This window comes from Lactococcus garvieae (genome assembly GCF_016027715.1).
Taxonomy (GTDB): domain Bacteria; phylum Bacillota; class Bacilli; order Lactobacillales; family Streptococcaceae; genus Lactococcus; species Lactococcus garvieae_A.
This window is the reverse complement of the sequence record NZ_CP065691.1, coordinates 781,248-805,915: the sequence shown is the minus strand read 5'-3', so window position 1 is coordinate 805,915 and position 24,668 is coordinate 781,248. Positions and strand designations below refer to the sequence as shown.

Annotated in this window: 22 protein-coding genes and 1 riboswitch; of the genes, 20 read left to right on the top strand and 2 right to left on the bottom strand. The window is 36.9% G+C overall.

Features of this window, described 5'->3' with window-relative positions; genetic code table 11:
• The first annotated feature begins 31 nt into the window (after positions 1-31).
• A riboswitch (purine riboswitch) is annotated at positions 32-129 on the top strand.
• A 151-nt stretch (positions 130-280) separates the two neighbouring features.
• Both I6G50_RS04020 and I6G50_RS04015 read left to right on the top strand, forming a co-directional pair.
• Positions 281-886 (top strand): xanthine phosphoribosyltransferase, encoded by a 606-nt coding sequence (locus tag I6G50_RS04020; protein ID WP_081166872.1) that lies wholly within the window; start codon positions 281-283, stop codon positions 884-886.
• Between the two features lie 5 nt (positions 887-891).
• Positions 892-2,199 (top strand): nucleobase:cation symporter-2 family protein, encoded by a 1,308-nt coding sequence (locus I6G50_RS04015; protein WP_081166876.1) that lies wholly within the window; start codon positions 892-894, stop codon positions 2,197-2,199.
• A gap of 61 nt (positions 2,200-2,260) precedes the next feature.
• On the opposite strand, the gene I6G50_RS04010 is transcribed toward I6G50_RS04015, so the two are convergent.
• Positions 2,261-2,764, bottom strand: a complete 504-nt coding sequence (locus I6G50_RS04010; protein WP_197909251.1) for a tRNA (cytidine(34)-2'-O)-methyltransferase — start codon at positions 2,762-2,764, stop codon at positions 2,261-2,263.
• Between the two features lie 509 nt (positions 2,765-3,273).
• On the opposite strand from I6G50_RS04010, the gene I6G50_RS04005 reads away from it, so the two are divergent.
• The 18 genes from I6G50_RS04005 (at position 3,274) to I6G50_RS03925 (ending at position 23,675) form a co-directional block, all read left to right on the top strand.
• Positions 3,274-3,789 (top strand): dihydrofolate reductase, encoded by a 516-nt coding sequence (locus tag I6G50_RS04005; RefSeq protein WP_197909250.1) that lies wholly within the window; start codon positions 3,274-3,276, stop codon positions 3,787-3,789.
• A gap of 200 nt (positions 3,790-3,989) precedes the next feature.
• Positions 3,990-5,228 carry an ATP-dependent Clp protease ATP-binding subunit ClpX gene (clpX, locus tag I6G50_RS04000; RefSeq protein WP_081166882.1) on the top strand — a complete coding sequence of 413 codons (1,239 nt, stop codon included), beginning with the start codon at positions 3,990-3,992 and terminating at the stop codon, positions 5,226-5,228.
• Positions 5,229-5,335: 107 nt separating this feature from the next.
• On the top strand, positions 5,336-5,923 hold the full coding sequence (gene yihA / locus I6G50_RS03995) for a ribosome biogenesis GTP-binding protein YihA/YsxC (RefSeq protein WP_003136749.1): 588 nt from the start codon (positions 5,336-5,338) through the stop codon (positions 5,921-5,923).
• Complete coding sequence (gene folB, locus I6G50_RS03990) at positions 5,916-6,263, top strand: dihydroneopterin aldolase (RefSeq protein WP_003136750.1); 348 nt, start codon at positions 5,916-5,918, stop codon at positions 6,261-6,263. Before yihA ends, folB begins: the two co-directional genes overlap by 8 nt.
• A 62-nt stretch (positions 6,264-6,325) precedes the next feature.
• Positions 6,326-7,375 carry a GTP cyclohydrolase I FolE gene (folE, locus tag I6G50_RS03985; protein WP_197909249.1) on the top strand — a complete coding sequence of 350 codons (1,050 nt, stop codon included), beginning with the start codon at positions 6,326-6,328 and terminating at the stop codon, positions 7,373-7,375.
• Between the two features lies 1 nt (position 7,376).
• Positions 7,377-8,450, top strand: a complete 1,074-nt coding sequence (gene folP, locus I6G50_RS03980) for a dihydropteroate synthase (protein WP_197909248.1) — start codon at positions 7,377-7,379, stop codon at positions 8,448-8,450.
• On the top strand, positions 8,450-8,938 hold the full coding sequence (locus I6G50_RS03975; protein WP_197909247.1) for an NUDIX domain-containing protein: 489 nt from the start codon (positions 8,450-8,452) through the stop codon (positions 8,936-8,938). Before folP ends, I6G50_RS03975 begins: the two co-directional genes overlap by 1 nt.
• 1 nt (position 8,939) lies before the next feature.
• Entirely contained in the window at positions 8,940-10,247 is a 1,308-nt protein-coding gene (locus I6G50_RS03970; protein ID WP_197909246.1) for a bifunctional folylpolyglutamate synthase/dihydrofolate synthase, read from the top strand.
• Between the two features lie 13 nt (positions 10,248-10,260).
• A complete protein-coding gene (locus I6G50_RS03965; protein WP_003136757.1) occupies positions 10,261-10,899 on the top strand; it encodes a deoxynucleoside kinase in 639 nt (212 codons plus the stop codon).
• Positions 10,900-11,052: 153 nt separating this feature from the next.
• Complete coding sequence (gene glmS, locus I6G50_RS03960) at positions 11,053-12,870, top strand: glutamine--fructose-6-phosphate transaminase (isomerizing) (RefSeq protein ID WP_197909245.1); 1,818 nt, start codon at positions 11,053-11,055, stop codon at positions 12,868-12,870.
• Between the two features lie 94 nt (positions 12,871-12,964).
• Complete coding sequence (gene radC, locus I6G50_RS03955; protein WP_003136760.1) at positions 12,965-13,642, top strand: RadC family protein; 678 nt, start codon at positions 12,965-12,967, stop codon at positions 13,640-13,642.
• Positions 13,643-14,033: 391 nt separating this feature from the next.
• Positions 14,034-14,888, top strand: a complete 855-nt coding sequence (locus I6G50_RS03950) for an Rgg/GadR/MutR family transcriptional regulator (RefSeq protein WP_003136762.1) — start codon at positions 14,034-14,036, stop codon at positions 14,886-14,888.
• A gap of 266 nt (positions 14,889-15,154) precedes the next feature.
• The gene (locus tag I6G50_RS10495; protein WP_232252375.1) at positions 15,155-15,994 is read left to right on the top strand and encodes a pilin N-terminal domain-containing protein; all 840 of its coding nucleotides are present in this window, start codon (positions 15,155-15,157) and stop codon (positions 15,992-15,994) included.
• An 18-nt stretch (positions 15,995-16,012) separates the two neighbouring features.
• Positions 16,013-16,888 (top strand): SpaH/EbpB family LPXTG-anchored major pilin, encoded by an 876-nt coding sequence (locus tag I6G50_RS10490; protein ID WP_232252374.1) that lies wholly within the window; start codon positions 16,013-16,015, stop codon positions 16,886-16,888.
• Between the two features lie 151 nt (positions 16,889-17,039).
• A complete protein-coding gene (locus I6G50_RS03940) occupies positions 17,040-20,690 on the top strand; it encodes a SpaA isopeptide-forming pilin-related protein (protein ID WP_232252373.1) in 3,651 nt (1,216 codons plus the stop codon).
• Between the two features lies 1 nt (position 20,691).
• The gene (locus I6G50_RS03935) at positions 20,692-21,321 is read left to right on the top strand and encodes a pilin N-terminal domain-containing protein (RefSeq protein WP_197909243.1); all 630 of its coding nucleotides are present in this window, start codon (positions 20,692-20,694) and stop codon (positions 21,319-21,321) included.
• Between the two features lie 132 nt (positions 21,322-21,453).
• Entirely contained in the window at positions 21,454-23,250 is a 1,797-nt protein-coding gene (locus tag I6G50_RS03930; RefSeq protein WP_197909242.1) for a class C sortase, read from the top strand.
• A gap of 95 nt (positions 23,251-23,345) precedes the next feature.
• Positions 23,346-23,675 carry an ArsC/Spx/MgsR family protein gene (locus I6G50_RS03925; RefSeq protein ID WP_003136768.1) on the top strand — a complete coding sequence of 110 codons (330 nt, stop codon included), beginning with the start codon at positions 23,346-23,348 and terminating at the stop codon, positions 23,673-23,675.
• A 65-nt stretch (positions 23,676-23,740) separates the two neighbouring features.
• On the opposite strand, the gene I6G50_RS03920 is transcribed toward I6G50_RS03925, so the two are convergent.
• Positions 23,741-24,394, bottom strand: coding sequence for a redox-sensing transcriptional repressor Rex (locus tag I6G50_RS03920; RefSeq protein ID WP_003136769.1), 654 nt, complete (start codon positions 24,392-24,394; stop codon positions 23,741-23,743).
• Positions 24,395-24,668 lie beyond the last annotated feature (274 nt).

Here is a 24,668-nt window from a genome sequence, read left to right as displayed (position 1 = left end):
TTTCTTGATAAAAAGAATAAAATAAGTTATACTGTATCAATATTAAAAATCTTATTTATGCTTAGGATATGGCTAAGTGTTTCTACCCTGCACCGTAAAGGCAGGTCAATAAGAGGATTCTATTTGTAAAGTATAGCTCTGATAACATGAAGGTGTTTTTAGAGAAACATAAATAATATCTTCTTTTTGTCGTCTAGAAATACTCTACCTACTAAGGTAGAGTTTTTGTGCATTTTAGAGCCTTTAAAAATTCTTAAGTAAAAATATTATAGGAGAAGTTATGAAGTTATTGGAAAATCGTATCGCAGTTGACGGCCAAGTTCTTGGGGATCAAGTCTTAAAAGTTGATAGCTTTCTTACTCACCAAGTAGATTACGAGCTTATGAAAGCAATCGGCCACCGTTTTGCTCAAGTATACAAAGATAAAAACATTACAAAAGTCGTAACCATTGAAGCAAGTGGTATTGCTCCAGCACTTTATGCAGCTGAAGCGCTTGGTGTTCCCATGGTTTTTGCTAAAAAATCTAAAAATATTACGATGAATGAAGAATTACTGACAACAGAAGTTTTCTCCTTTACAAAACAAGTAACCTCAACTGTCTCTATTTCACGTAAATTTATTTCTTCAGCAGATACTGTATTGCTTGTTGATGATTTCTTGGCGAATGGTCAAGCCGCACTGGGGCTTGAAGAGCTCATCCAACAAGCAGGTGCAAAAGTGGCAGGTATCGGTATTGTTATTGAGAAAAGCTTTCAAACAGGCCGTGACCTCTTGATCAGCAAAGGCTTACCTGTGACTTCTTTAGCACGTATTGAAAAATTTGAATCGGGAAAAGTTGTTTTTGCACCAGCAGATGATGCTGCATGGGATGAAGAAGGGGTATAGAAAAAATGTTTAATACAAAAAGACAAGCCAATGGTCAAGCTGCTGTTCTTGGATTACAGCATCTTCTTGCGATGTATTCAGGTTCTATTTTAGTCCCAATCATGATCGCATCTGCTCTTAATTACAGTGCTTTGCAGCTGACTTATTTGATTTCGACAGACATCTTTATGTGTGGTTTAGCAACATTGCTTCAACTTAAGATGACAAAGAATTTTGGTATTGGTCTACCAGTTGTATTAGGTGTGGCATTTCAGTCTGTTGCACCCCTCATTATTATTGGTCAAAAACATGGTGATGGTGCTATGTTTGGGGCTTTGATTGCTTCAGGTGTATTTGTTATTGCTATTGCCGGGATTTTCTCTAAAATACGCAAATTTTTCCCACCACTTGTGACGGGATCCGTTATTACAACTATTGGTTTGACTTTAATTCCTGTTGCGGTTGGTAATATGGGGAATAACGAGGCGGCACCTACCACTAATAGCTTGCTCTTAGCAGCTTTCACAATTTTAGTGATTCTATTGGTTAATATTTTTGCGAAAGGGTTTATTCGTTCTATCGCCATTTTGATTGGTTTAGTGGCCGGTACCCTTTTAGCAGCCAGCTTGCATATGGTTGATTTCTCAGCTATTAATCAAGCGCCTTGGGCACACTTGCCTGTACCATTCCGTATGGCAATGCCTCGATTCTACTTTGTGGACTGTTTGATGATGATTATTATTGCTATCGTTTCGATGGTTGAATCAACAGGCGTTTACTTAGCTTTGTCTGATTTGACTGGCGAAGAATTATCTGAAAAACGTTTACGTAATGGTTACCGCTCAGAAGGTCTTGCGGTTTTACTTGGTGGTATCTTTAATACTTTCCCTTATACTGGCTTTTCACAAAATGTTGGTTTAGTACAGTTATCTGGTATCAAATCACGTAAGCCTATCTATTTTACTGCAGGATTTTTAATTGTTTTGGGATTAATTCCTAAATTTGCCGCTATTGCCCAGCTGATTCCTGTTCCCGTACTCGGTGGAGCAATGCTCATCATGTTTGGTATGGTTGCAATGCAAGGGGTGAATATGCTTGGTACTGTAGATTATAAAGATAACCAAAACTTACTAATAGTTGCCATTTCCGTAGGTATGGGAGTCGGTTTTAATTCAAGTAATCTCTTTGTTAGTTTACCAAACTGGGCTCAAATCTTCCTTTCAAATGGGATTGTCGTAAGTACAGTTTCCGCTATTCTTCTTAACTTAATTTTGAATTCTAAAAGCAGCTCAAAAGTTGCTATGAATTCTAGTGAAGTAAAAGCTAATTCATGATAAATAAAAAGCCACTCAGTGATATTTTGAGTGGCTTTTATCGTGCAGAAGATGCAAATGTTTATTTTAATTTATCCTTTTCATAAGTATGGCTTAGTTCCAAGCCAGAAAAGTTTTGTTGACGAAGTGCCTCATAGACAATCATACAAGCAGTATTAGAAAGATTTAGACTACGGACATGCTCGTCATTCATCGGAATACGGATACACTTCTCAGCATTTTCACGCATAAATTCTTCAGGCAAACCAGTGTCTTCACGCCCAAATAGGAAGTAGTAATCCTCAGTAGTTTCGGTATAATCAATATCAGAATAAACATGATCAGCGAATTTACTGACGAGAAAAAGTTTACCATCGACATGATTGACAAAATCATCAAGATTCTTGTGATAAACGATATTTACCTTATCCCAATAGTCCAAACCTGCTCTTTTCAAATTTTTATCTGTAATTTCAAAACCAAAAGGTTCAATCAAGTGTAGAGTAGTATTGGTAGCAGCACAGGTCCGTGCGATGTTTCCTGTATTAAAGTGAATGCGGGGTTCAAAAAGGGCGATATGATTCATAGTATTCTCCATTCAGGATGTGTAAGGGGTTTATATTTTTACAAAAATAAAAACTAGGTAGCTCGGAGTACGGTCTCAGCGAGCAGCCTAGTTGGGGGACTAATTTGCTTTAATCATAACAGGGTTGATTGAAACAAATTAATTGATAGGAATATCTTAACACAACTTTAAGGAAAAGTAAAGAAAATAATGCAAATTTTTTACATTTTTTTCTGTAAAAGAAAAATTAAAGTAAAAAAACAGGTTTTTTGATATAATAATAGAGGAAATTACATCGCAAAAGCTGGAAAAGCAACTATGGAAACATTCTGAGCCTAGCAGTCGAAAATACTATTTTTTGATAGCGAGTGTATAAAATGTTAGTGTAATTTCGAGAGCAGTTACCGTCTCACATCAGTGTCTCTATGGCATAAGGGGGCAGGCTCTTTTATCAAAAAGAAAGGAACATCTTTGTTTTATAAGGATGACTTGCTTTTCAAAGTTTAAAGAAAAGCAGGAGGTGAAATAAAGTGATTTACGCAATCTGGGCAGAAGATGAGAAAAAAGCCATCGGTATCGATGGCCACTTACCTTGGCGATTACCCGCTGAACTAGAACATTTTAAAAGCACAACATATCATCAAGCAATATTGATGGGCCGTAAGACCTTTGAGGGAATGAACAAACGTGTGTTGCCAGGTCGGGTTACTATTGTCCTGACACGTGATCATTCTTATCCAGCTGAGGACAATGATAAAGTACTTATCATGCATAGTGTAGCAGAAGTTCTGGATTGGTACAGCTCCCAAGCGCGTGACTTGTATATTATCGGTGGTTCTGAGATGTTTCTTCTTTTTGAAAATGAAATATCAGGCTTGTATAAGACTGTTGTACATGGAGAATTTACAGCCGATACTTATTTTCCAGACAGCTTTGATTTTTCAAACTATGAAAAAGTATCAGAAAATCGTCGTGAAAAAGACGAAAAAAATCCGTATGATTTTACAGTTGAAGAATACAAGCGGAAGGAGAAGCAAGAGTCTTGACAAAATCAATTTTTGGCTTATTTACGGCTGTTTTGTGTGCAATCTGTGTAATACTTGCATTGCAATGCTTCCGCAAAAAACGGTGGGGCTTAGGAACTATATTTCTTCTTAATGCCTTTACTAACATAGTAAATTCGATTCATGCCTTCTTTGGAACCTTGTTTTCATAAGAGGCCTCAAATTTAGAAAAAGAGATATAAATGTCTAACGATACAAAAGAAAACGAAAATATATATTGTTCTTTCTGTGGCAAAAGCCAGCCAGAAGTAAAAAAACTTATCGCCGGTGTCGGTGTGTATATTTGTGATGAATGTGTTGCGTTATCTAGCCAGTTGATTGAAGAAGAGATGCGTGAGGAAATGTCTTATGACCTCGAAGATGCGCCGGTAATGACACCAAAAGAAATGCTCGATCATCTCAATGGTTATGTGATTGGGCAAGAACGAGCAAAGCGTGCTTTAGCTGTCGCGGTGTACAATCACTATAAACGTATTAACTTTGGAGGAAAAGACGACGAAGAAGTTGAACTCCAAAAATCTAATATCTTGTTAATTGGTCCAACAGGTTCAGGTAAAACTTTTCTCGCTCAAACTTTAGCAAAATCACTGAATGTTCCATTTGCCATAGCTGATGCGACCAGTCTTACCGAAGCTGGTTATGTTGGTGAAGATGTTGAAAACATCTTGCTTAAACTTCTTCAAGCTAGCGATTTCAATATCGAACGCGCTGAGCGTGGTATTATTTACATCGATGAAATTGACAAAATTGCTAAAAAATCTGAAAATGTTTCTATCACCCGTGACGTCTCTGGTGAAGGTGTCCAACAAGCACTTTTGAAAATCATTGAAGGAACAGTTGCCAGTGTACCTCCACAAGGTGGACGCAAACATCCTAACCAAGAGATGATTCAAATAGATACAAAAAATATTCTCTTTATTGTGGGAGGAGCCTTTGATGGTATCGAAGAAATCGTAAAACAGCGTCTTGGTGAAAAAATTATCGGTTTTGGTACAAATAATAAAGCACTGGATGAGAGTGAATCTTACATGCAAGAAATTATTGCGGAAGATATCCAAACCTTTGGTTTAATTCCCGAATTTATTGGACGCTTACCAGTAGTTGCTGCTTTAGAACGCTTGACAGAGTCTGATCTGATCAGCATTTTGACCGAGCCAAAGAATGCTTTGATTAAGCAATACAAGCAACTTTTAAGCTATGATAATGTGGTCCTTGAATTTGAAGATGCGGCATTGCACGCGATTGCTGAAAAAGCTATTGCACGCAAAACAGGTGCTCGTGGTTTACGTTCAATCATTGAAGAAGTGATGATGGATATCATGTTTGAGATTCCAAGCCATGATAATATTGAAAAAGTGATTATTACGGAAGCAGCTGTACGTGATAAAGCAGAAGCTGAAATCATTTATCGTGAAAAATAGAAAAATGGAAAATCATGAGTGCTCATGGTTTTCTTGTTATGATTTCAAAAAAATAAACCTTGAGTTTATACCAACAGGTATGATGACAAACAAGGAAAGAGAGAAAAATGAAAATAAATCCTAATAATTTACAACTGACAATTTCCGCAGCCTCTGCTAAACAATATCCGGATACAGATATGCCCGAAATTGCACTTGCTGGACGTTCAAATGTAGGAAAGTCAAGCTTTATTAATACCTTACTTAACCGAAAGAATTTCGCCCGTACTTCAAGTTCACCAGGTAAAACACAGCTTCTTAATTTTTATAATGTGGATGACACGGTACATTTGGTTGATGTGCCCGGTTATGGCTATGCACGTGTCTCAAAGAAAGAGCGTGAAAAATTCGGCAAGATGATTGAAGAATACTTAACGACAGCACCAAATCTTAAAGCTGTTGTAGCTTTGGTTGACTTACGCCATGAACCATCGGAAGATGATAAGCTTATGTATACTTTCCTGAAATTTTATGATATTCCCGTTATTTTAGTGGCGACTAAAGCAGACAAGATTCCACGTGGAAAATGGAATAAACATGTTTCAATCATCAAAAAAGCCTTGCAGTTTGACAGTACGGATGATTTTGTCATCTTCTCTAGCTTTGATAAAACGGGGATTGATGAGGCCTGGGCAGCCATTGAACAGTATGTATAAGATTAAAATTAATAACATGAAGTTCTTTTCACATATCGGCGTTTTACCGGAAGAAAAGATTTTAGGACAAAACTTAGAGATTGATTTGATTGTAACAACGAATTTCTCCTATTCTGGTGTGGATGAGTTGGATGAGACGTTAAGCTATGTTGCCTTCTATGAAAGCATCGCTACGATTATTGAAGAATCTCGTGCAGATTTGATTGAAAAACTAGCTTTTGATATTATTCAAGCAATCAAAGAAAATAAAAAAGTTGCTACTGTAGAAGTACATATCCGCAAATTAGCAGTCCCTATTGCGGGGATTTTTGACAATGTAGAAATCGAAATGATGGGTTAAAGCAACAAACATTGAGTTTATATAGAGTATTTATGGCTTTCTAAGGGGGGAGCAGGAAGGTTATGCAAACTGTTTATTTGAGTTTAGGGAGCAATATTGGAGATAAGCAAGCTTACTTGCAAGACGCGGTGAGCTTGTTAGGGCAAAACGCTGCCATTTTAATAGATAAAAAATCAAAATTTTATCAAACATCACCTGTGGGTGGCGTGCCACAAGATGATTTTGTAAATATGGCTTTGAAGATTTCAACAAATCTGGATGCACATACTTTACTTGAGGTTATTCATGATATTGAAGCAAAGTTAAATCGGGTGCGCAAGATACATTGGGGGCCACGGACTATTGATATTGATATCCTATTTTATGGGAATGAAAAGATTTTAGAAGAAGATCTCATCGTACCTCATAAAGAGGTCTTTAATCGTCTGTTTGTTTTAGTACCTCTTATGGAAATTTTAGAGCCCAACTTTGAATATAAAGAGCAAATAAAGCAAGCCATCAGCAAGCTTAGTACCACAGAACAAACAATTTCAGAGATTTCTGAGGAGAAACCAGCTAGAGGACGTATCGAAGATGCTGTACGTGATATTTTAGCTGCTGTAGGGGAAGATCCTGAACGTGAAGGGCTTTTGGAAACACCTGCACGTGTAGCTAAAATGTATGAAGAAATTCTTTCTTCACAAAAATTGACAAAGTTCGAGGAATACAAACTCTTCAAGATTGAAACAACAGAGCAGGATCAAACAATTTTAATTAAAGATATTCCTTTTTACTCCATGTGTGAGCACCATATGCTTCCTTTCTTTGGCAAAGCAAGTGTGGCTTATATCCCAAAAGATGGAAATATCATAGGGCTCAGCAAGATACCACGTTTAGTAAACTATGTATCACATAAGCTATCCGTTCAAGAAAATATCACAAGAGATATTGCTGAAATCTTGAATGATATTTTGCAGCCTAAAGGAGTGGCTGTCGTTGTTGAAGCACGCCATATGTGTGTGGAGATGCGTGGTGTGAAAAAAGGTAACTCTCAGACTAAAACTTCATTTTTCTTAGGAGAATTTGAAGAAAATAGAGAGACGAGACTGGAATTCCTAGAAAGTTTAACTTAAGATGAAAATCATTGAGCTCAATACCGCTTCCTTTTCTTTAAAGCACATAGCCGTAAAATTTACGGACATTAGTTCTCAAGAAATGTCTCTCTTGCATAATATCTTGTTCCGTGTGGGAGCAAAGGTCCTGCTAGAAGAAAAAGAGCTAGTGGCATTCTTTACGATTTATGAGCTTTCAGAATTTATAAATATCTGGCCTTTTCCCCAAACTAAGCCTGTCTTAGAGGATATTTTTAAACGGCAAGAAATTATTTGGTCGGGGAAGAATTTTTCCTTTAACTTGACGTTAGAACCTATTATTTACGCTATTGTCAATATCACGCCAGATTCTTTTTATGATGGTGCGGAAGAAAATCTTACTATCGATTATATTTTACGTCGTGTTGAGCAGGATTTAGCAGCTGGTGCACACGTTATTGAACTTGGTGGCAAGTCATCACGTCCAGGCTATGCGGATATCTCCCCTGAAGAAGAATGGCAACGCTTGGCGCAGCCTTTAAGAAGTATTCGTAAGGCATTTCCCGAGGCGGTCATTGCAGTTGACACAGATGAGGCCTATGTGATGCAGCGTGTGCTTGATGAAGGTGCGGATATTATCAATGATATTGATGGCTTTGATCGACCAGAGAAATTAATGCTTATGCGTGAATATCAACCCGCTTTGGTAGCTATGAATAACGGTCGAGCTGGTCTTCATTATGCGGATAATGTTTATCAGGAGCTTCCAGCATATTTTGCTAACAAAAAGAAAGAATTAAATGAACTTACGGTCACAGATGCACAGATTTGTGTTGACCCAGGAGTGGGCTTTTCGGGTGGCCCAACCGGGATAGATTCACTGCAAAGACTCAAAACCACAGAACTTTTGACCACTCTCGGTTTACCCGTAATGATCGCAATATCACGGAAGTCTTTCATGACCAATCTGTTCAAGATGGAAGTTGATGAGCGTTTATTTTCAACACTAATGCTCGAAGGACAAATGATGATGGATGGGGGACGTGTTTTACGCGTACATGATGTGGAAGCGACACGCCATCTTATTGAAAATTTTAAAATTTACCAAAAATACTAATGTATAATGATTTAATAAATGAAATTTCTCTTTTGGGAAATTCAAAGAAGATTGAAAAAATAACAGAACTTCTAAAAAAGAGTGAAAATCTTAAGGGAAAGAAAAATCCAGATTTACAGTTGTCGGCATCGGCTGTCGTTTTTGATAATGAAAAGCTTTATTTTATTGAACACCCTTATCAAAAAGAACTTTTATTGCCTGCAGGTCACGTAGAAGAAGGAGAAACCCCTAAAGAAGCAGCTTGTCGTGAGTTCCATGAAGAAACAGGATTAACCGCAACGAATGGTCGTTTAATCGATATCAATATCATTGAGATTCCTTATAATGCTGTGAAAGATGAAAAAGCACACCAGCATATAGATTTCCGCTATCATTTTGAGCGTATCGAAGGTCTTGCTGAACAGGCAGAATTGCCTGTTTATTTGCTTTCTGAAGCAGAGACACCCGCGGAGTTTAAAAAATATTTTAAAGAAGGAAAAAGTAAGTAACATGGATATAGACCAAGCACTGGAATGGATTCATTCACGACTCAAATTTAATATTCGTCCCGGCCTTATTCGTGTAGAAGAACTCCTCCGTCGATTAGGTAACCCTGAAAGAGAGTTATCAATGCTACACGTTGCTGGAACGAACGGTAAAGGTTCGACAGTAGCTTTCACACGCAGTATTTTACGGCAGATGAATCTAAAGGTTGCTACATTTACTAGTCCCTTTATAGAATCATTTGGTGAGCGAATGTCGATTAACGGACTACCCATTCCAGATGAAAAATTAATTTTCTATGTGGAGCACACTAAACCATTAGTCGACCAGCTTGATGCTGATGAAAGATTTGCAGGCATCACGGAGTTTGAAATTATAACGGCCATTGCCTTGCGCTATTTTGCAGATGAAAAAGTAGATGTAGCTTTGATTGAAGTTGGCTTAGGTGGCCTGCTTGACAGTACAAATGTGATTCAACCGGAAGCCACTGCTATAACAACCATTGGTCTCGATCATATAGATATTTTGGGTTCTACTTTGGAAGAAATAGCTGCGCAAAAGGCAGGCATTATCAAGCCAGACACACCACTAGTGAGTGGCCGAATTGTGGATACGGCACTAGATGTCATCAGTCAAACGGCTTTGGAAAAACAGGCCAAGCATTATAAATTCGGCGAAGATTATCACGTTCAATTACTTGAAAATGAATCTTTTAACTATAAGGATGCAAATTTTGAATTTAAAAATCTAGAAAAATCTTTACTTGGTGTGCATCAAGTGGACAATGCAGCCCTAGCTGTTAAACTCTCACTCATCTATGCAGAGAAACGAGGACTAGATCTCACTGAAGAGAATATTCGTCTAGGCTTACGGCAAACCTTCTGGCCTGCTCGCATGGAAATGATGTGCCAGAAACCACTGACTATCTTGGATGGTGCGCATAATGTTCATGCGATGAAACGTCTTTTGGAAAATCTCAAAACAGAGTTTTCAGGACGAAAAATTACAATCATTTTTTCAGCTATAGTCACAAAAGATATTACAGAAATGATTAAAATGCTTCAAACAGTGGATAATTCTCAGCTTATACTCACAACTTTTGATTATCCTAAGTCTTTAAAAATCGAAGATTATTCTTATCTTGAAGAAAATAAAGTTGAACTGGTCCAAGATTGGAAAGCTAAATATGATGCGTTAGCAGATACATTGCAAGATGATGAAATACTACTCATGACTGGTTCTTTGTATTTCATGTCGCAAATCAGAGAATATCTACTCGAAAAGAAAAACAAAAAAGTCCTAGTGGGACTTTAGGAGGAAAAGAATTTTGATCGTTTTAGCGGGAACAATAGGTGCAGGAAAGTCAAGCTTAGCTAAAGCCTTAGGTGAGCATCTAGGTACAGAAGTGTACTATGAAGCAGTAGACAACAATCCAGTGCTTGATTTGTACTATCAGGATCCTAAAAAGTATGCTTTTTTATTACAAATATATTTTTTAAACAAGCGTTTTGAATCAATAAAAATGGCTTATACTCAAGAAAACAATATACTTGATCGTTCGATATTTGAAGATGAACTTTTTCTGACTCTTAATTATAAAAATGGAAATGTAACAAAAACCGAATTAGAAATCTATCAAAATCTTCTCAATAATATGTTGGAAGAAATTGAGGGAATGCCTAAAAAACGCCCCGATTTACTTGTTTATATCGATGTTAGTTTTGAAACAATGCTCTCACGGATTACCCAACGTGGACGGAGCTTTGAGCAAATTGATGAACAACCAGGGTTAAAAACCTACTATCAGCAAGTCCATCATGAATACCCGAGCTGGTATGATGCTTATGATATGTCTCCTAAAATACGTGTGAACGGAGATGTGCTAGACTTCGTAAATAATGAGAAAGACTTGGAAGAAGTACTCAGACAAGTGGATCAAGAATTAATTAAACTGGAGTTAAAATAAACCGTGAGGTTTATTTTTTTATAAGTTCACTTCAACTATACCAATTACGAGTTTAATATTCTTGACAAATACAAAGCTTTATATTATCATATTCTTATTGACAAAAAATAAAGGAAATCTAGCTATACCAATTTAGTTAGTGGAGAAATTAATATGTGTGGTATCGTAGGTGTTGTCGGAAGTCGTAATGCAACAGACATTCTAATGCAAGGTCTTGAAAAACTTGAATATCGTGGTTATGATTCAGCAGGAATCTTTGTCAACGACGGTGAAGGAAAAGTAAACCTTGTCAAGTCAGTCGGTCGTATTGCAGACTTGCAGGAAAAAATTGGAGATAGTGTTATAGGATCAACTGGTATTGGACATACACGTTGGGCTACACATGGTAAACCAACAGAAGACAATGCCCACCCTCATACTTCAACTTCAGGTCGCTTTGTTTTGGTACATAATGGTGTGATTGAAAACTTCTCAGAGATTAAAGACGAATACCTTGCCGATGACGTATTTATCGGTCAAACAGACACAGAAGTTGCGGTACATTTAATTGCTAAGTTCGCTGAAGCAGAAGGACTTTCTGTACTTGAGGCTTTCAAAAAGGCTTTGTCCTTTATTGAAGGTTCATATGCCTTTGCATTGATGGATGCTGAAGATGCAGATGTCATCTATGTAGCAAAAAACAAATCACCATTACTTATTGGTCTTGGTGATGGTTATAATATGGTTTGTTCTGATGCTATGGCTATGATTCGTGAAACTTCGGAATTCATGGAAATACATGACAAAGAGCTTGTTATTTTGACAAAAGATAAAGTAGAAGTAACTGATTATCAAGGTAATAAAGTTGAACGTCAAAGCTATACAGCTGAATTGGACCTTTCAGATATTGGTAAAGGAACTTACCCTTACTATATGCTCAAAGAGATTGATGAACAACCAACTGTAATGCGTAAATTGGTTTCAACATATACTGATCAAGAAGGACAGTTAACTGTAGATAAAGAGATTGTAAATGCTGTTCAAAAGGCCGACCGTATTTATATCATTGCTGCTGGAACGTCACTTCATGCAGGATATGCTTCAAAGCAGATTCTTGAAGAATTGACACATACACCCGTTGAACTCGGAGTGGCTTCTGAATGGGGCTACGGTATGCCATTGTTGAGCAAAAATCCTTTATTTATTTTCCTTTCACAATCTGGCGAAACAGCGGACAGCCGTCAAGTGCTGGTAAAAGTAAATGAGTTGGGTCACCCGAGCTTGACTGTCACAAACGTTCCAGGATCAACTTTGTCACGTGAAGCGACATATACAATGCTTATTGGTGCAGGTCCTGAAATTTCAGTTGCCTCAACGAAAGCTTATACAGGTCAAATCGCAACTTTAGCTTTCTTAGCTAAAGCTGTAGGAGATGCTGATCAAAACCCTAAATCTCTTGCTTTTGATTTGGTTAAAGAATTTTCCCTCGTTGCGCAGTCTATTGAGTCAACTCTTTCAGAGAAAGAATTGGTTTCAGATGTTGTAGCAAAACTCTTACCAGAAGCACGAAATGCTTTCTACATCGGACGTAAACAAGATTATTTTGTCTCTATGGAAGCAAGCTTGAAATTAAAAGAAATTTCATATATCCAATGTGAAGGCTTTGCAGCTGGAGAGCTTAAACACGGAACAATTTCGTTGATTGAAAATGGTACACCTGTAATTGCACTTATTTCAAATAATGAAGAAGTTGCAGCACACACGCGTGGCAATGTTATGGAAACTGTAGCACGTGGAGCCGCAGCTATCACAATTGTTGAAGAAGGAGTTGCGCGTGAAGGTGATGATATCGTGATTAATAACGTTCACCCTTATCTTTCAGCTATCTCAATGGTTGTCCCTACACAACTTATTGCATATTATGCGACAGTACAACGTGGGCTTGATGTTGATAAGCCACGTAATCTTGCTAAGGCCGTTACGGTTGAATAATAAAAAGTGGATTGTTATAATCCACTTTTTTTCTTACCACAAACAGCAGTGATACCTAATGATTTTTTACGTATAAACAAGTAAGGAGAAAGATGTGTATCAGATAAAAGAAGAAGATTATCCATTGAAACCTCGTGAGCGGCTGGTTATTTTGGGTTCAGAAAAACTCAATGAACAAGAGCTATTAGCCATTTTACTAAGAACGGGTAGTAAAAGAGAAAATGTCCACGAACTTGCTTACCGTGTGCTAAATACTTTTCATAGTTTAGAAGCATTTCGTCGTGCTTCTTTAAGTGAATTAAAGGCTATACCAGGTATTGGACCCGTAAAAGCAGTAGAAATTCGTGCTATGGTTGAGCTGGGCAAGAGAATACATACCACGGAGAGAAAAAGATATGGTCAGGTGGTGGGTACTCAGCAATTTGGGTTGAGCCTAGCAGCTGAGATGTCTGATTTAGATCAAGAAAATTTAGTGGCTATTTATTTAGATGGTCAAAATAATATAATCCAAAAAAGAACTATTTTTATTGGTGCCGTCAATCATTCGATTGCTCATCCGCGTGAGATTTTACATCATGCAGTTAGAAATCTTGCGGTAGGAATGATTATTGCACATAATCACCCCTCAGGCTTGACTCGTCCCAGTCAGCAAGATAAGCTTTTTACGCATAAAATCAGAGAAGCGTGTGAAAATTTAGGTATACACCTTTTAGATCATATTATCACGGGCCATGATTCTTATCTAAGCTTTAGAGAACAAGGACTTTTATAAAATTAATTGATTTCTCCGAAAACCAGAAGAATAGCGTCATTAAAAGACAGTCAAGAGGTTTGTTTTCGTAATAATTCAAAACATTATTTACTTTTTTTCTAAAAAGTGCATTTTTACGACTCTATTTTTCAGCTATTAATAAGTAGATTAAGAAAAAAAGCAGTGTATCTGGAAAGAGAAAATGTTTAACATTCTGAACTCTGCTGAATTCTAATTGCTAAAAGAAAAAATTATGCTAAACTATACACTGTAATTTTCTTTTATATTATTATATTAGAAATACAGGAAGTAAAAATATAATTCCACCGGGAATAACGTTCAAGCGTTTTAAACAATTCTTTAAGTTTGAGAAGGAATGTTTAATTCACTTGTTTTTTTTTAAGGAGGAGAAATGAGTTATATTAAGTATGGGGAATCTTTTAGACAGTTACGGAAGCAACATCATAAAACTTTGGAATATTTTGAAAGTCTAGGCATCTCGAAAGGCACTTTGTCTCAATTCGAGAATGGAAAAACATTGCTTTCTTTTGATAAATTAGATATGGCACTCCAAAAAATGAATGTGACAATGACTTCTTATATTCTTATGATTAATAATCGTGAGTCAGAATACTTTATCATGCAATTTTTAGAAATTGAACATGCTTACATGACAAGAAATAAGGTTAAGCTCAAAAAGATTTATCATGATAATATATATTATGATATTGAGGAGGATTATTTTATTGCCTTGGCTGCGAAAGCCTGCTACGAGCAGCTTACTGCTGAGGAAAAGAAACAGCTTGAATGTTTTTTCAGCAGTTGTGAGATGTGGAGCAGGTATGAACTTAATTTATTTATAAATACGATGTACCAAATCAATCAAAAACTTTTATTTTCAACAATTAGCCAATTAAGCTTAGATAAATATAATTATCTGCGAGAACGTTGCGAATATAGGCAGCTTTTTGCACGAATTATTATAAAAAGTATATTATTATTAGTCCACCAAGGAGATCAAAAGAAGTCAGAAGATTTAATAAAATATTTAAAAACGTTACCTCCAACTTTTGATATAACCGAGAAAGTGATGGGGATGTTCCTACGAGGCTGCTGGATTTACAAATTTGAAGACAATCAGATGGGAAATAAGATAGTCAGACGCTCCTTACGTATAATGTTAGATGTTGAAGCAGTTGATTTAAAAAATATAATGGAGTATTATTACAAGAAAATGATTCATGGAAAAACACAAAGTTATTTATAAGCAATTCTACAGTGATGTTTTCTTCACTGTATTTTTTATATTCTATTTGTCTGAATTTTCAAATAATCTTTTTCTCAATCTTCAGCTTTTGCCGTACTTTTAAATATAACAAGTATTTTTGAGATATCGCTTTGTTTAGAAAGCTAAACAAAGCCGTTTTGGCATTGAGTTTTACAAAAATAGACGGTATAATACAACCGATTAAGTTAGATTAAAGACTTTGTCAATTTAATCAACTTGAGAACTTATACAAAAAAGAGGTAAAAATGAAAAAATCTTACAAGCACAAACTCATCGTTGGTTTAGCTTTAACCACACTTGCTGGAACAAGCGCAATCAGTTTATCAGCTCCTGCATTTTTAGACAACGTCACAGTTGCTCATGCGGATTCACAAGCTATTTCTGATAATACTTCTAACCGTTCAATCACTTTGACAAAGTATGCTATCCAAAATGAAGGACAGCTGGGTGCTCCTGGGGATGGTACAAAATGGGACAATCCAGATAACTTAGCAACTTTGAAAAATGTTAAGTTTAAGCTTGTGCGTGTAAAAGCTTTGGACGGGGGACAACCTTTAGTTGATGCTACAACAGCAGTTGAAGGAACAGATTACAAAATTGATACAGACTTTACCCCAATGGAAGCTACTACAGATGCGAATGGTCAATTGACTTTTGACTTAGGTAAAGGAAAAGCAAACGATGGTATCTATATGCTGGTCGAAGAGGATTCAACTGGAGTAATCAATAACACCACAGGAGCCGCTACAACAATTAAATATAAAGCCATACCAGCTTTCATTTATGTGCCAATGACGAACCGTCAAACACAATCTGGTTTGATTTATGATGTGAATGTTTATCCTAAAAATGAAGAAGATACACCACTTAATCCCGTTAAAACAATTGATGGAACAAATGGTGAATCGCTCGTAGCTGGTCAAGTTTATGAATGGGATGCTGCTTTTGATATCAACCCTTCTGATATCTTTTATACCGCAACAGAAGATAGCTTTATCGAAGGGTTAGATCCAAATACAGACTATACTGGACCTGGTTCAACAGGTGGTCATGTTCATAAAGGTGATAAGGTTTATATGGATTAGCTGAAGGTTAGTGATAACTTGAATCCAAATCAAGATCTTCTTTCTGTGGATATGCAAGTGAAAGATAAAGATAATAACTGGGTATCACTTGAGCAAGGTAAAGATTATACATTTCTAGATGGCGCAAATGAAATGAAACCTGCAGGGAAAAATACAGTTCAATTGACCCAAAGTGGAATGGAAAAAGTAGGGAAGATGACAGGCGCAACACAAATGCGCGTAGTTTATAAAGCACAAGTTAATGAAGGATGGGATGGAGAGATTAAAAATACCTTTTCTGTAGATGATAAATCTCCAGGTCTCAAACCAGATCATGATACTAACCCAGATATACCGAAATACTATGATGGTGGGTTTGATCTTCATAAAGTAGATGAAAATGGTGATAACTTATCTGGTGCAGAATTCTATATTGCAACATCCGAAGAGAATGCCCGTGCAGGAAAATATCTTGCTTCAGATGACAAGTCTTATGCCGAAGGAACTGATTTGCCTGAGGGTGTACATTTCTTAACAACAACTTCAGATGCTCAAGGACATGCCAACTTTGATGGTTTGCCATTGACATGGTACGAAGATGTTAACGGTAATGGTAAGCAAGATATGGATGGGACAGAACCAACCTTTGCAGATGCAGATATCCAACGTGATTATTGGGTAGTAGAAACAAAAGCACCATCAGGTTACGAATTGGTGAAAGATCCAATCAAAGTGACTGTCAACTTAAACACAGCATCAGACACAAGTTGGGAAGCAACGGTTGAAAACAAAAAACAATCCGATCTTCCATTTACAGGTGCCAAAGGTACAACATTGATGGTAAGTATTGCGATTGGTGCTATTGCACTGGGAACAGCCGCGGTTGTAATTGACAAAAAACGTCGTCAAGCATAATTAGATTCAGGTAATAGGCGGATAGAGACAGCTCTAGCCGTCTGATTGCTTACTAATCACCAAGAAATATATAGCTTTTAGTTCATACTAAAAATATTATTATTTTTTGAATGATGGAAAAGGATGAAGAATGAATCTTACAAGAAAACGTATGAAAAAATTTATAATGGGACTGGCTGCTTTTGTCTTAGTTTTGAATAGCTTTGTTCCTATTTTTGCGGAAACGATTGACGATTCTGCTGCAGTTACTCCCGTAAAAGAGACAAATTTTTTCCCACAGGTAACAACACCAAGAATACAGATAAGCCCTAATGATCCGTTCTCTTATGTGAATAATGCCTCGGGAATCTATCCAACGAATCATACTCAAAATTATGCAAGCAGCCAAAGCTCAGACAATATCCAAAACTTTGATTTTAGTAAAGAAAGCACTGAAGTTACAGCGACTGAAAATGTTTTAGGTACTGGAAGTATGAACTTTGACAATGGGTATCATTCTTATAATGACGCTTATATTAAGAAAATAGTAATACCAACAGACGACCCAAACAACTTTAAAATTCAGTTGGATGTTATCGGTAAAGTTTTGAAAGAAACCCAACCTGTCGACATTGCTTTAGTTTTGGATAAATCCTCTTCAATGAATGAAGGGATAGATTGGGGAACATCGAAGTGGGAACAATTGCATGATGCTGTTCAAGGTTTTTCTAGTCAATTACTCTCTTCTAACAATGGAGCGATAAGACTGGGCTTGGGCGCATTTGGATCTGAAGAAGATGCGAGTGTTTTTGCTGAAATCAGTAAATTCTCAACAGGAAGTGCTTTTACAGATAACTCCACACAACTTATGAGTCAGAGCATCATTAAAGATAATCCTCGGAGAAATTCTGCTACACCTACTTTTATGGGTGTGGATGCTGGATATAAAATGTTAAATGATCCCAAATATGGTGCCCGAAGTGATGCAGCAAAAGTACTGATCATATTAACCGATGGTTTACCAACTTTCTATCCAAATACTCAAAATTATAATAATGGATTGGACTCAAATGGAATAAACATTCAAGCAGCAAGAGATAAAGATGAATATACTTTATCCAATGGCTGGACCAATTATTTCAGAGGTGATGGGAAGACTACGTCTTGGAATACGGATGAATGTATCCCCCCAACGATTAATTACATTGAAAAGCAAAACAATAGGTTTGCAGGTATCACAAAATACTCGATTGGTTTTGGTACAGACCGTGATGCCTTTAGTGTACTAGAAGCTATGGGGAAGAATGGACATTACTCGGCCGCTAATGAAGATGACTTAATCGATGCACTAAACCAGTTAAAACACAGACTTTCTAATTCAATACAAAATGGTATCGTTACTGACCCAATGAGTCAATACGTAACATATAAAGGCCATCCCGAACTTTCTGCTTTGAAAGTAGAAAATAGTGTCTTAACAGAAATCAAAGAAGGGAGTGGAAACTTTCCCTCCTATGCTTCCGACGTACAAGTCGTACCAGAAAATAATCAAGTCACTTTAAATTCATTAAACTTTGGAGGAACGGAGACAGAAAAAGATGGTATCCGACTGACATATAATATTGAATTAAAAGAAGAATATCGAGATGGCAAATTTTATCCTGCAAATGATGCAACCTATTTGCTCAACCAAAAAACACCTGAAACAACTACAGATTATTTTGCGGTTCCTTCTATTGAGGCTTTTTCTAAGCCCAAACCCTTAAATCCACCAGTTAAATATGTCAGTGATTCTGATGAGACACTCGTAGATGCGGATACTTTAACAGATATTCATGAAAAATATCTTTATACTTTAGAAGGAGAGTTTTTAGAACTTCCTACTTATGATGAAACGAAAGCCCTTAAAGACTGGAAACTCACGGATAGGACACCTACAGGGATTACTTTTGATGCTCTATCTACCATCAAAGCATATGCTTGGGATGGTATTAGTAAAGGAGAAAATCTGACAGCAAGTTTTGATTACAGTAGTGACAAGGGTGTATTGACCATAAAAGCGAAACCAGAGTTACTTAAAGATCCTCAGATGTATGAAAAAATCCACAAAGTACGCTTTGAGATTGGTGCACGTGTCACTGATGAAAGTAAAGTTGAACGCGATGCAAAAGGTAAGGTTCATATTGTCAATAATACGGAGCAATCGGGTCATTACTATGACGATACGACTTTTGATGATACAAGTAACGATGTCGTGACCACTGTAGACAAAAATACAGAAAATGCTTTGAAGGTTTCCAAAACAGTTGACAAAAATCTGACTGAAAATGGAACTGTTGATCCTGTAGATGCAACAAAAAGTCGTCTACAACCGCTTACTTATACGATTAATGCAGAAAATACCAGTCGAACATCAAATATGGATAAAGTCCGTATTTTAGATGTTTTACCTTTCAATAAGGACGATCGACAAACGATTTTTAATGCTCAAGGTAAGGCACAGGTGCTTTCAGCTCAGCTGGTGGATACAAATGGTCAACCTGTCCCAGACGCTCAAATCTACTATAAAGATCCAAGCAAGGCAGAAACAAATACAAAATTAGACCCCAATACTTTGCCAAGGGATGCTAAAGATTTGGCAGCTCAAGGCTGGTTGAAATATGCCGGAACAGATGCCTCTGTATTAGAAAAAACATCTGCCATTTTGGCAGATGTGGACAATATTCCTGCAAATACAAAATTTTCTTTGAAAATAACAGTGAAACATACAGATAATATTGGTGCAGATTTAATTAATAATGCGACAGTCAACTCAATTGTCAATCAGAAACAGACCACAAACAATGTCGAGACCAAAATTTATGGGCGCGCTTTGTCAGGTTATGTTTGGTATGACGATAATTACAACGGACTTAAAGATGATGCGGAAGCACCAGTTAAGGACATCTCCGTAAAACTTTACCGTACAAGCTTGGAAAAGCCAAATTATAAAGACCAATTAGTTATGCAGAATGTTAAAGGCGAAAAATTCGTCGACAGTAAAGGTAACTCCTTAATCAAGACGGATGATAAAGGTTTTTATGTATTTAAAAACTTGTCTGAAGGACACTACATTGCTGAATTTGAAATCAATGGGCAGCTACAAACAAAAGAATACCAAGTCACTAAATTTATGGCTGATACTTCTCATTCAGATGCCAAGAACTCGAAAGTAAAAGCAGAAGATAACCGAATCACAAGCCAAACCCCAGCAACAAACTCTGATTGGAATGATTTTGGTGCAACACTGAAAGATCTTGACACCATCATTCAACCTAAAGAAGGCTTGCAAGAACTGCCTTACAATAACTTAGGTCTTAATCGCTCAGCACATTTGGATATCTTTAAAAAGAACTTGTTCGGCCAAGGACTAGCTGGTGCAAAGTTCGCCATTTATCGTGGTTCTTTAAAAGAAATTCCAGCAGAGGGCGAACAAGACTCCAACTTTATTGGAACTTATGAAACGGATAATACAGGGCATCTGAATGTGAAACAAAATCTTTTTGCTGGCTATGATGCAAATCACAATCCTCTTTCGCAAGAATATACGGTTTTTGAAATCAAGGCCCCGGATGGGTATGAGCTTTTGAAAACTCCTGTTAAATTTACAGTAGACGAAGGTAACCAAACAATCAACCTCAAAATCAAAGACGATGCCGAATCCATCTTACCTTACACAGGAAGTAAGGCAGGTATGGCGCTCTTGATTGCACTAAGTCTTGTCGTCCTTGGCTTGCTTGGAGTGGGGTATCGACATGTAAAGAATAATAAGGAGGCGGCTTAAATTGAAAAAATATATTTTTACTATAGCAGCTGCTTTGTCTCTTTTCCTAATACTAGGGTTATCACAAAATGTTGATGCACAAGAAAATACTGGAAGCTACGGCATCCATATTATTAAATATAATCTAAAGGGAAACCAAGAAAACCAGTTATCACATGATGGTACACCTGTAACTAACGGAACAGAAGACCTTCAACGCCTTGCGAATGTGCAATATACGATTACGCGCATGAGCAAAACAGAATCAAATACTTATGTTATCACCAAAGGTGCTGATGCCTTTAGTCAAACAGTAACAACTAATGCTCAAGGTGAAGCCGAACTAACAGGACTAAAACGTGGGGTGTACCAAGTTACCGAACTAAAAAGTGAGCAAGTACCTGTACCAATGTCCCCTGTACTAGTTTCTCTGCCGATGCAAAATGCGAGTGGATTGATCAACGAGGTCTATATCTATCCAAAATCAAGCATGGTTTTACCAGATACGCCTCAAATTCCTGATAGCAACCTGCCTGATAAATTACCAAATACAAGTGGTAGTATCGGCTCTTATCAAATAATCATGGCCATGATAAGTGTGCTTATAATCGTGGGGTTTGGTGGTCTCTGGTGGACGAAAAAGACAAACTAATATAGGTACAATTAATTAAATAGTTTTTGAGGAAAGTAAGATTGAAGTAGAACGCAAACAGTCATGTATGCCAAGCTTCAATCTTATATTTTTTCAGAAAAAAAGTATTTTGACTGATAATTGGAGAAGAAATTGTTTAAGAAACAAAAGAATATAAGGGATAAGGCTGTCCCTCCAAGTCAAGAGAGACGAAAAGTTTCTCCCCTGCTTATTTTTGCCTTTTTACTGATTTTCATTGGTGTGGGTATTCTTATCTATCCCATCATTGGAAATTATATGGCTAACCAACAACGCTCGGTCGCCACCAGTAGTTACAATGACAGTCTGAAAAAGATGAGTCAAAAAGAGCGCAAGCAGCAGTGGGCTTTAGCTAAAAAATACAATCAATATATCTTTGATCGTCAAGAAGGTAAAGTAGGACATCCAGTAGATTATAGTAAAGTTATTTCTAACGGAAATCCTCCCGTAATGGGTACGATTGACATACCAGCTATCAATGTCAACAATCTCCCTTTTTACCATGGAACGTCTTACGGTACTTTAGATAAGGGTGTGGGGCACTTTGAATCCTCTTCGGTACCTATCGGAGGAAAGAATACGCGCGCTGTTCTCAGTGGGCACAGTGGTTTAGAGAACCAAGTCCTCTTCACAGATATCCGTAATCTAAAAGAAGGAGATATCTTCTTTATCAATATTTTAGGAAAAAAATTAGCCTATGAAATTGACTCTTTTCAAGAAGTACTCCCCCGTGAAGTCGATAAGGTAAAGATTATACCAGGCGAAGATCGTGTAACTCTTTTAACGTGTACACCGCCAGGTATTAATACCTATCGCCTACTTGTGAACGGCAAACGCATCCCTTATAAAGAAGCAATCTCTAAGAAGACAAGCAAGCGCAATATATGGACCTATCAAACGGTAGTGATGGGCTCTCTTGGACTTTGTTTTCTCTTATTTGTTATACTTTTTCTGCTCTATCGTATCTTCTTGAAACAGTCTCACAAAACAGATCCAGAAGTTTCTGCACGCGCCATGAAACGTATACGCCGTTTGATAATGGTGACACGTGGTATGTTTGTTGTTATGCTGGTGATTATGATTTCAATTTTAGCTTTGGCTATTTATGGATATTTTCGTATGCAGACACCTTCCTCTCTACCCACTATTAATGTGGGAAAGCAACACGAATTGGCCGCATATAATCCAGATAAGATACTCAAAGGAGATTATGATGAAAGTAAAATTGCGAGTGTCAATGTGAGTAATTTTGCCGAAAGCAGGAAAGAACTACAACATACAGTAAATGAGAGCGGCATAGGAAAGCTTTATATTCCAAAAGAAGAAGTGAGTTTGCCTATACTGGCTGGGCTAAGTCAAACCAACTTGATGTCTGGTGCTTCAACCTATCGGCAAGGGCAAAAGCTGGGAAAAGGGAACTATGTTCTCTTGGCTCATAACATTTACAATGTCAATACAAACACGAACGTAGATGTACTTTTTAATCGAATCAGCAATCTCACCAAGGGTGATAAAATCTATGCGACTGATTTTCAAAACCTTTATGAATATCAGGTAATCAAGAATGAAGTGATTAAAGACACACAAGTTGATGTGGTGAAGAGCAAAGTTAAAGGCCCCCCAATCCTCACCCTGATTCGTTGTGAGGGCAATGTAGGTACCATCTATCGCCGTCTAGTACAAGGACGGTTAACAAAAATAGCACCCTTGAGTCTTAGAAATAGCAAAGCAATGAACTTAAGGATGACAAGTAAGGTTAGAGGTGATGATCTGATAAAGAAGAATCCAATCTCTCAGTTTGAACAGCTGGCGATGGATTTAGCGGCTCATATTATAGCGGATCCAATGCAAGTGATGATACCCTTCTTTCTCCTTTTAGTAATGCCTATTTTATTTCTTAACTTTATTTAAAGTATAAAAAACATATATATAATAGTAGAGAGGTGTGGATAGTAATAATAAGAGTTTATTATAGAGCAAAGTGTAAATCCAGCAAGAAAGCTTTGATGTGGTTTGACAAGTACGGAATAAAGATTGAGAAACGAAATTTGAATCAAATCACAATAGATGAGCTGATAAATCTATTGGCACTCACAACTGATGGAACGAAAGAATTATTTAAAAATCCAGAAAAAAATGGCTGGAAAAACGAAAAATTATTATTAAGTCTAGAGGATATGGACTTAAAGAGTGCTTTGCTCTATCTAAAGATGAATACTTTTCTTTTTAAAAGCCCTATTATTTTAGATGAAGATAATTACTTAGTTGGCTACAACTCTGATGAAATTCGACGTTTTTTTCCAAAAGAATACCGAAAATTTTTATCAGATTTTTAATATTAATGCTGGGTTATGAAAACACATAAAAAGCATGGCGATTAGTACCATGCTTTTTGTGTGCTTTACTTAATATTTTTATTTGACATGAAGAACAAAAGAGTTTGAAGTTCTTTCGTCAAGTCAATCGACTGGACAACGACATCTTCGGGTACCTGTAAACGTAAAGGTGAAAAATTAAGAATACCTTTAATTCCAGCATTTACCAAGATATCAGCAACTTCTTGTGCATTTTCTTTGTTCACCGAAATAATTGCTGTTTTGATTTTTGAGTCTTTGATGTTTTCCGAAAAATCTGCAATATCGTAGATAGGAATACCAGTAGAAGTTGTTGTACCTACGAGAGGATTTTCTGGTATATCATAAGCTTGAGTTACACGCATTTTGTTGCGGTTTTGGAATTGATAATTAATCAAGGCACGTCCAAGATTACCCACACCAACGAGGGCGATATGCGTTTCTTGATCTTGTCCGAGTAATTCTCCAAAGAAATCACGCAAAGCGCGTGTTTCATAGCCATAGCCTCGACGTCCCAGCTCACCAAAGAGTGAAAAATCGCGACGAATCGTCGCCGCATCAACACCAATTTTTTCAGAAATAAGTTGTGAGTTTGTGCGTGTAACTTGTTCATCAACTAAAAGTTTGAACAAGCGATAGTATTGAGGCAAGCGTTTTGCGGTTGCCTTAGGTAATTGTTTATTAACTTGGGAGCCAGCCATGTTATCTCCTTTACATAGTCTTTGTGAATATTTTACCTTTTTTTAGGTTAGCTTGTCAAACAATTCTTTTCACAATTACGCGGATAGAGCAAGTTTGTGAAAAAATGGAAGATATTGGAGCAAAATAAAAAGTCCGCATTCCATCCCTCGTTGATAATCTCTTTCTACTCTGACAGTTTTTAATCACAGGTCATAGCCATAGATTGGCATTTTTTTATTTGACAATATTAAAATAAAGGAGTACTCTATATATGTAAATAAAACATGTTTAATT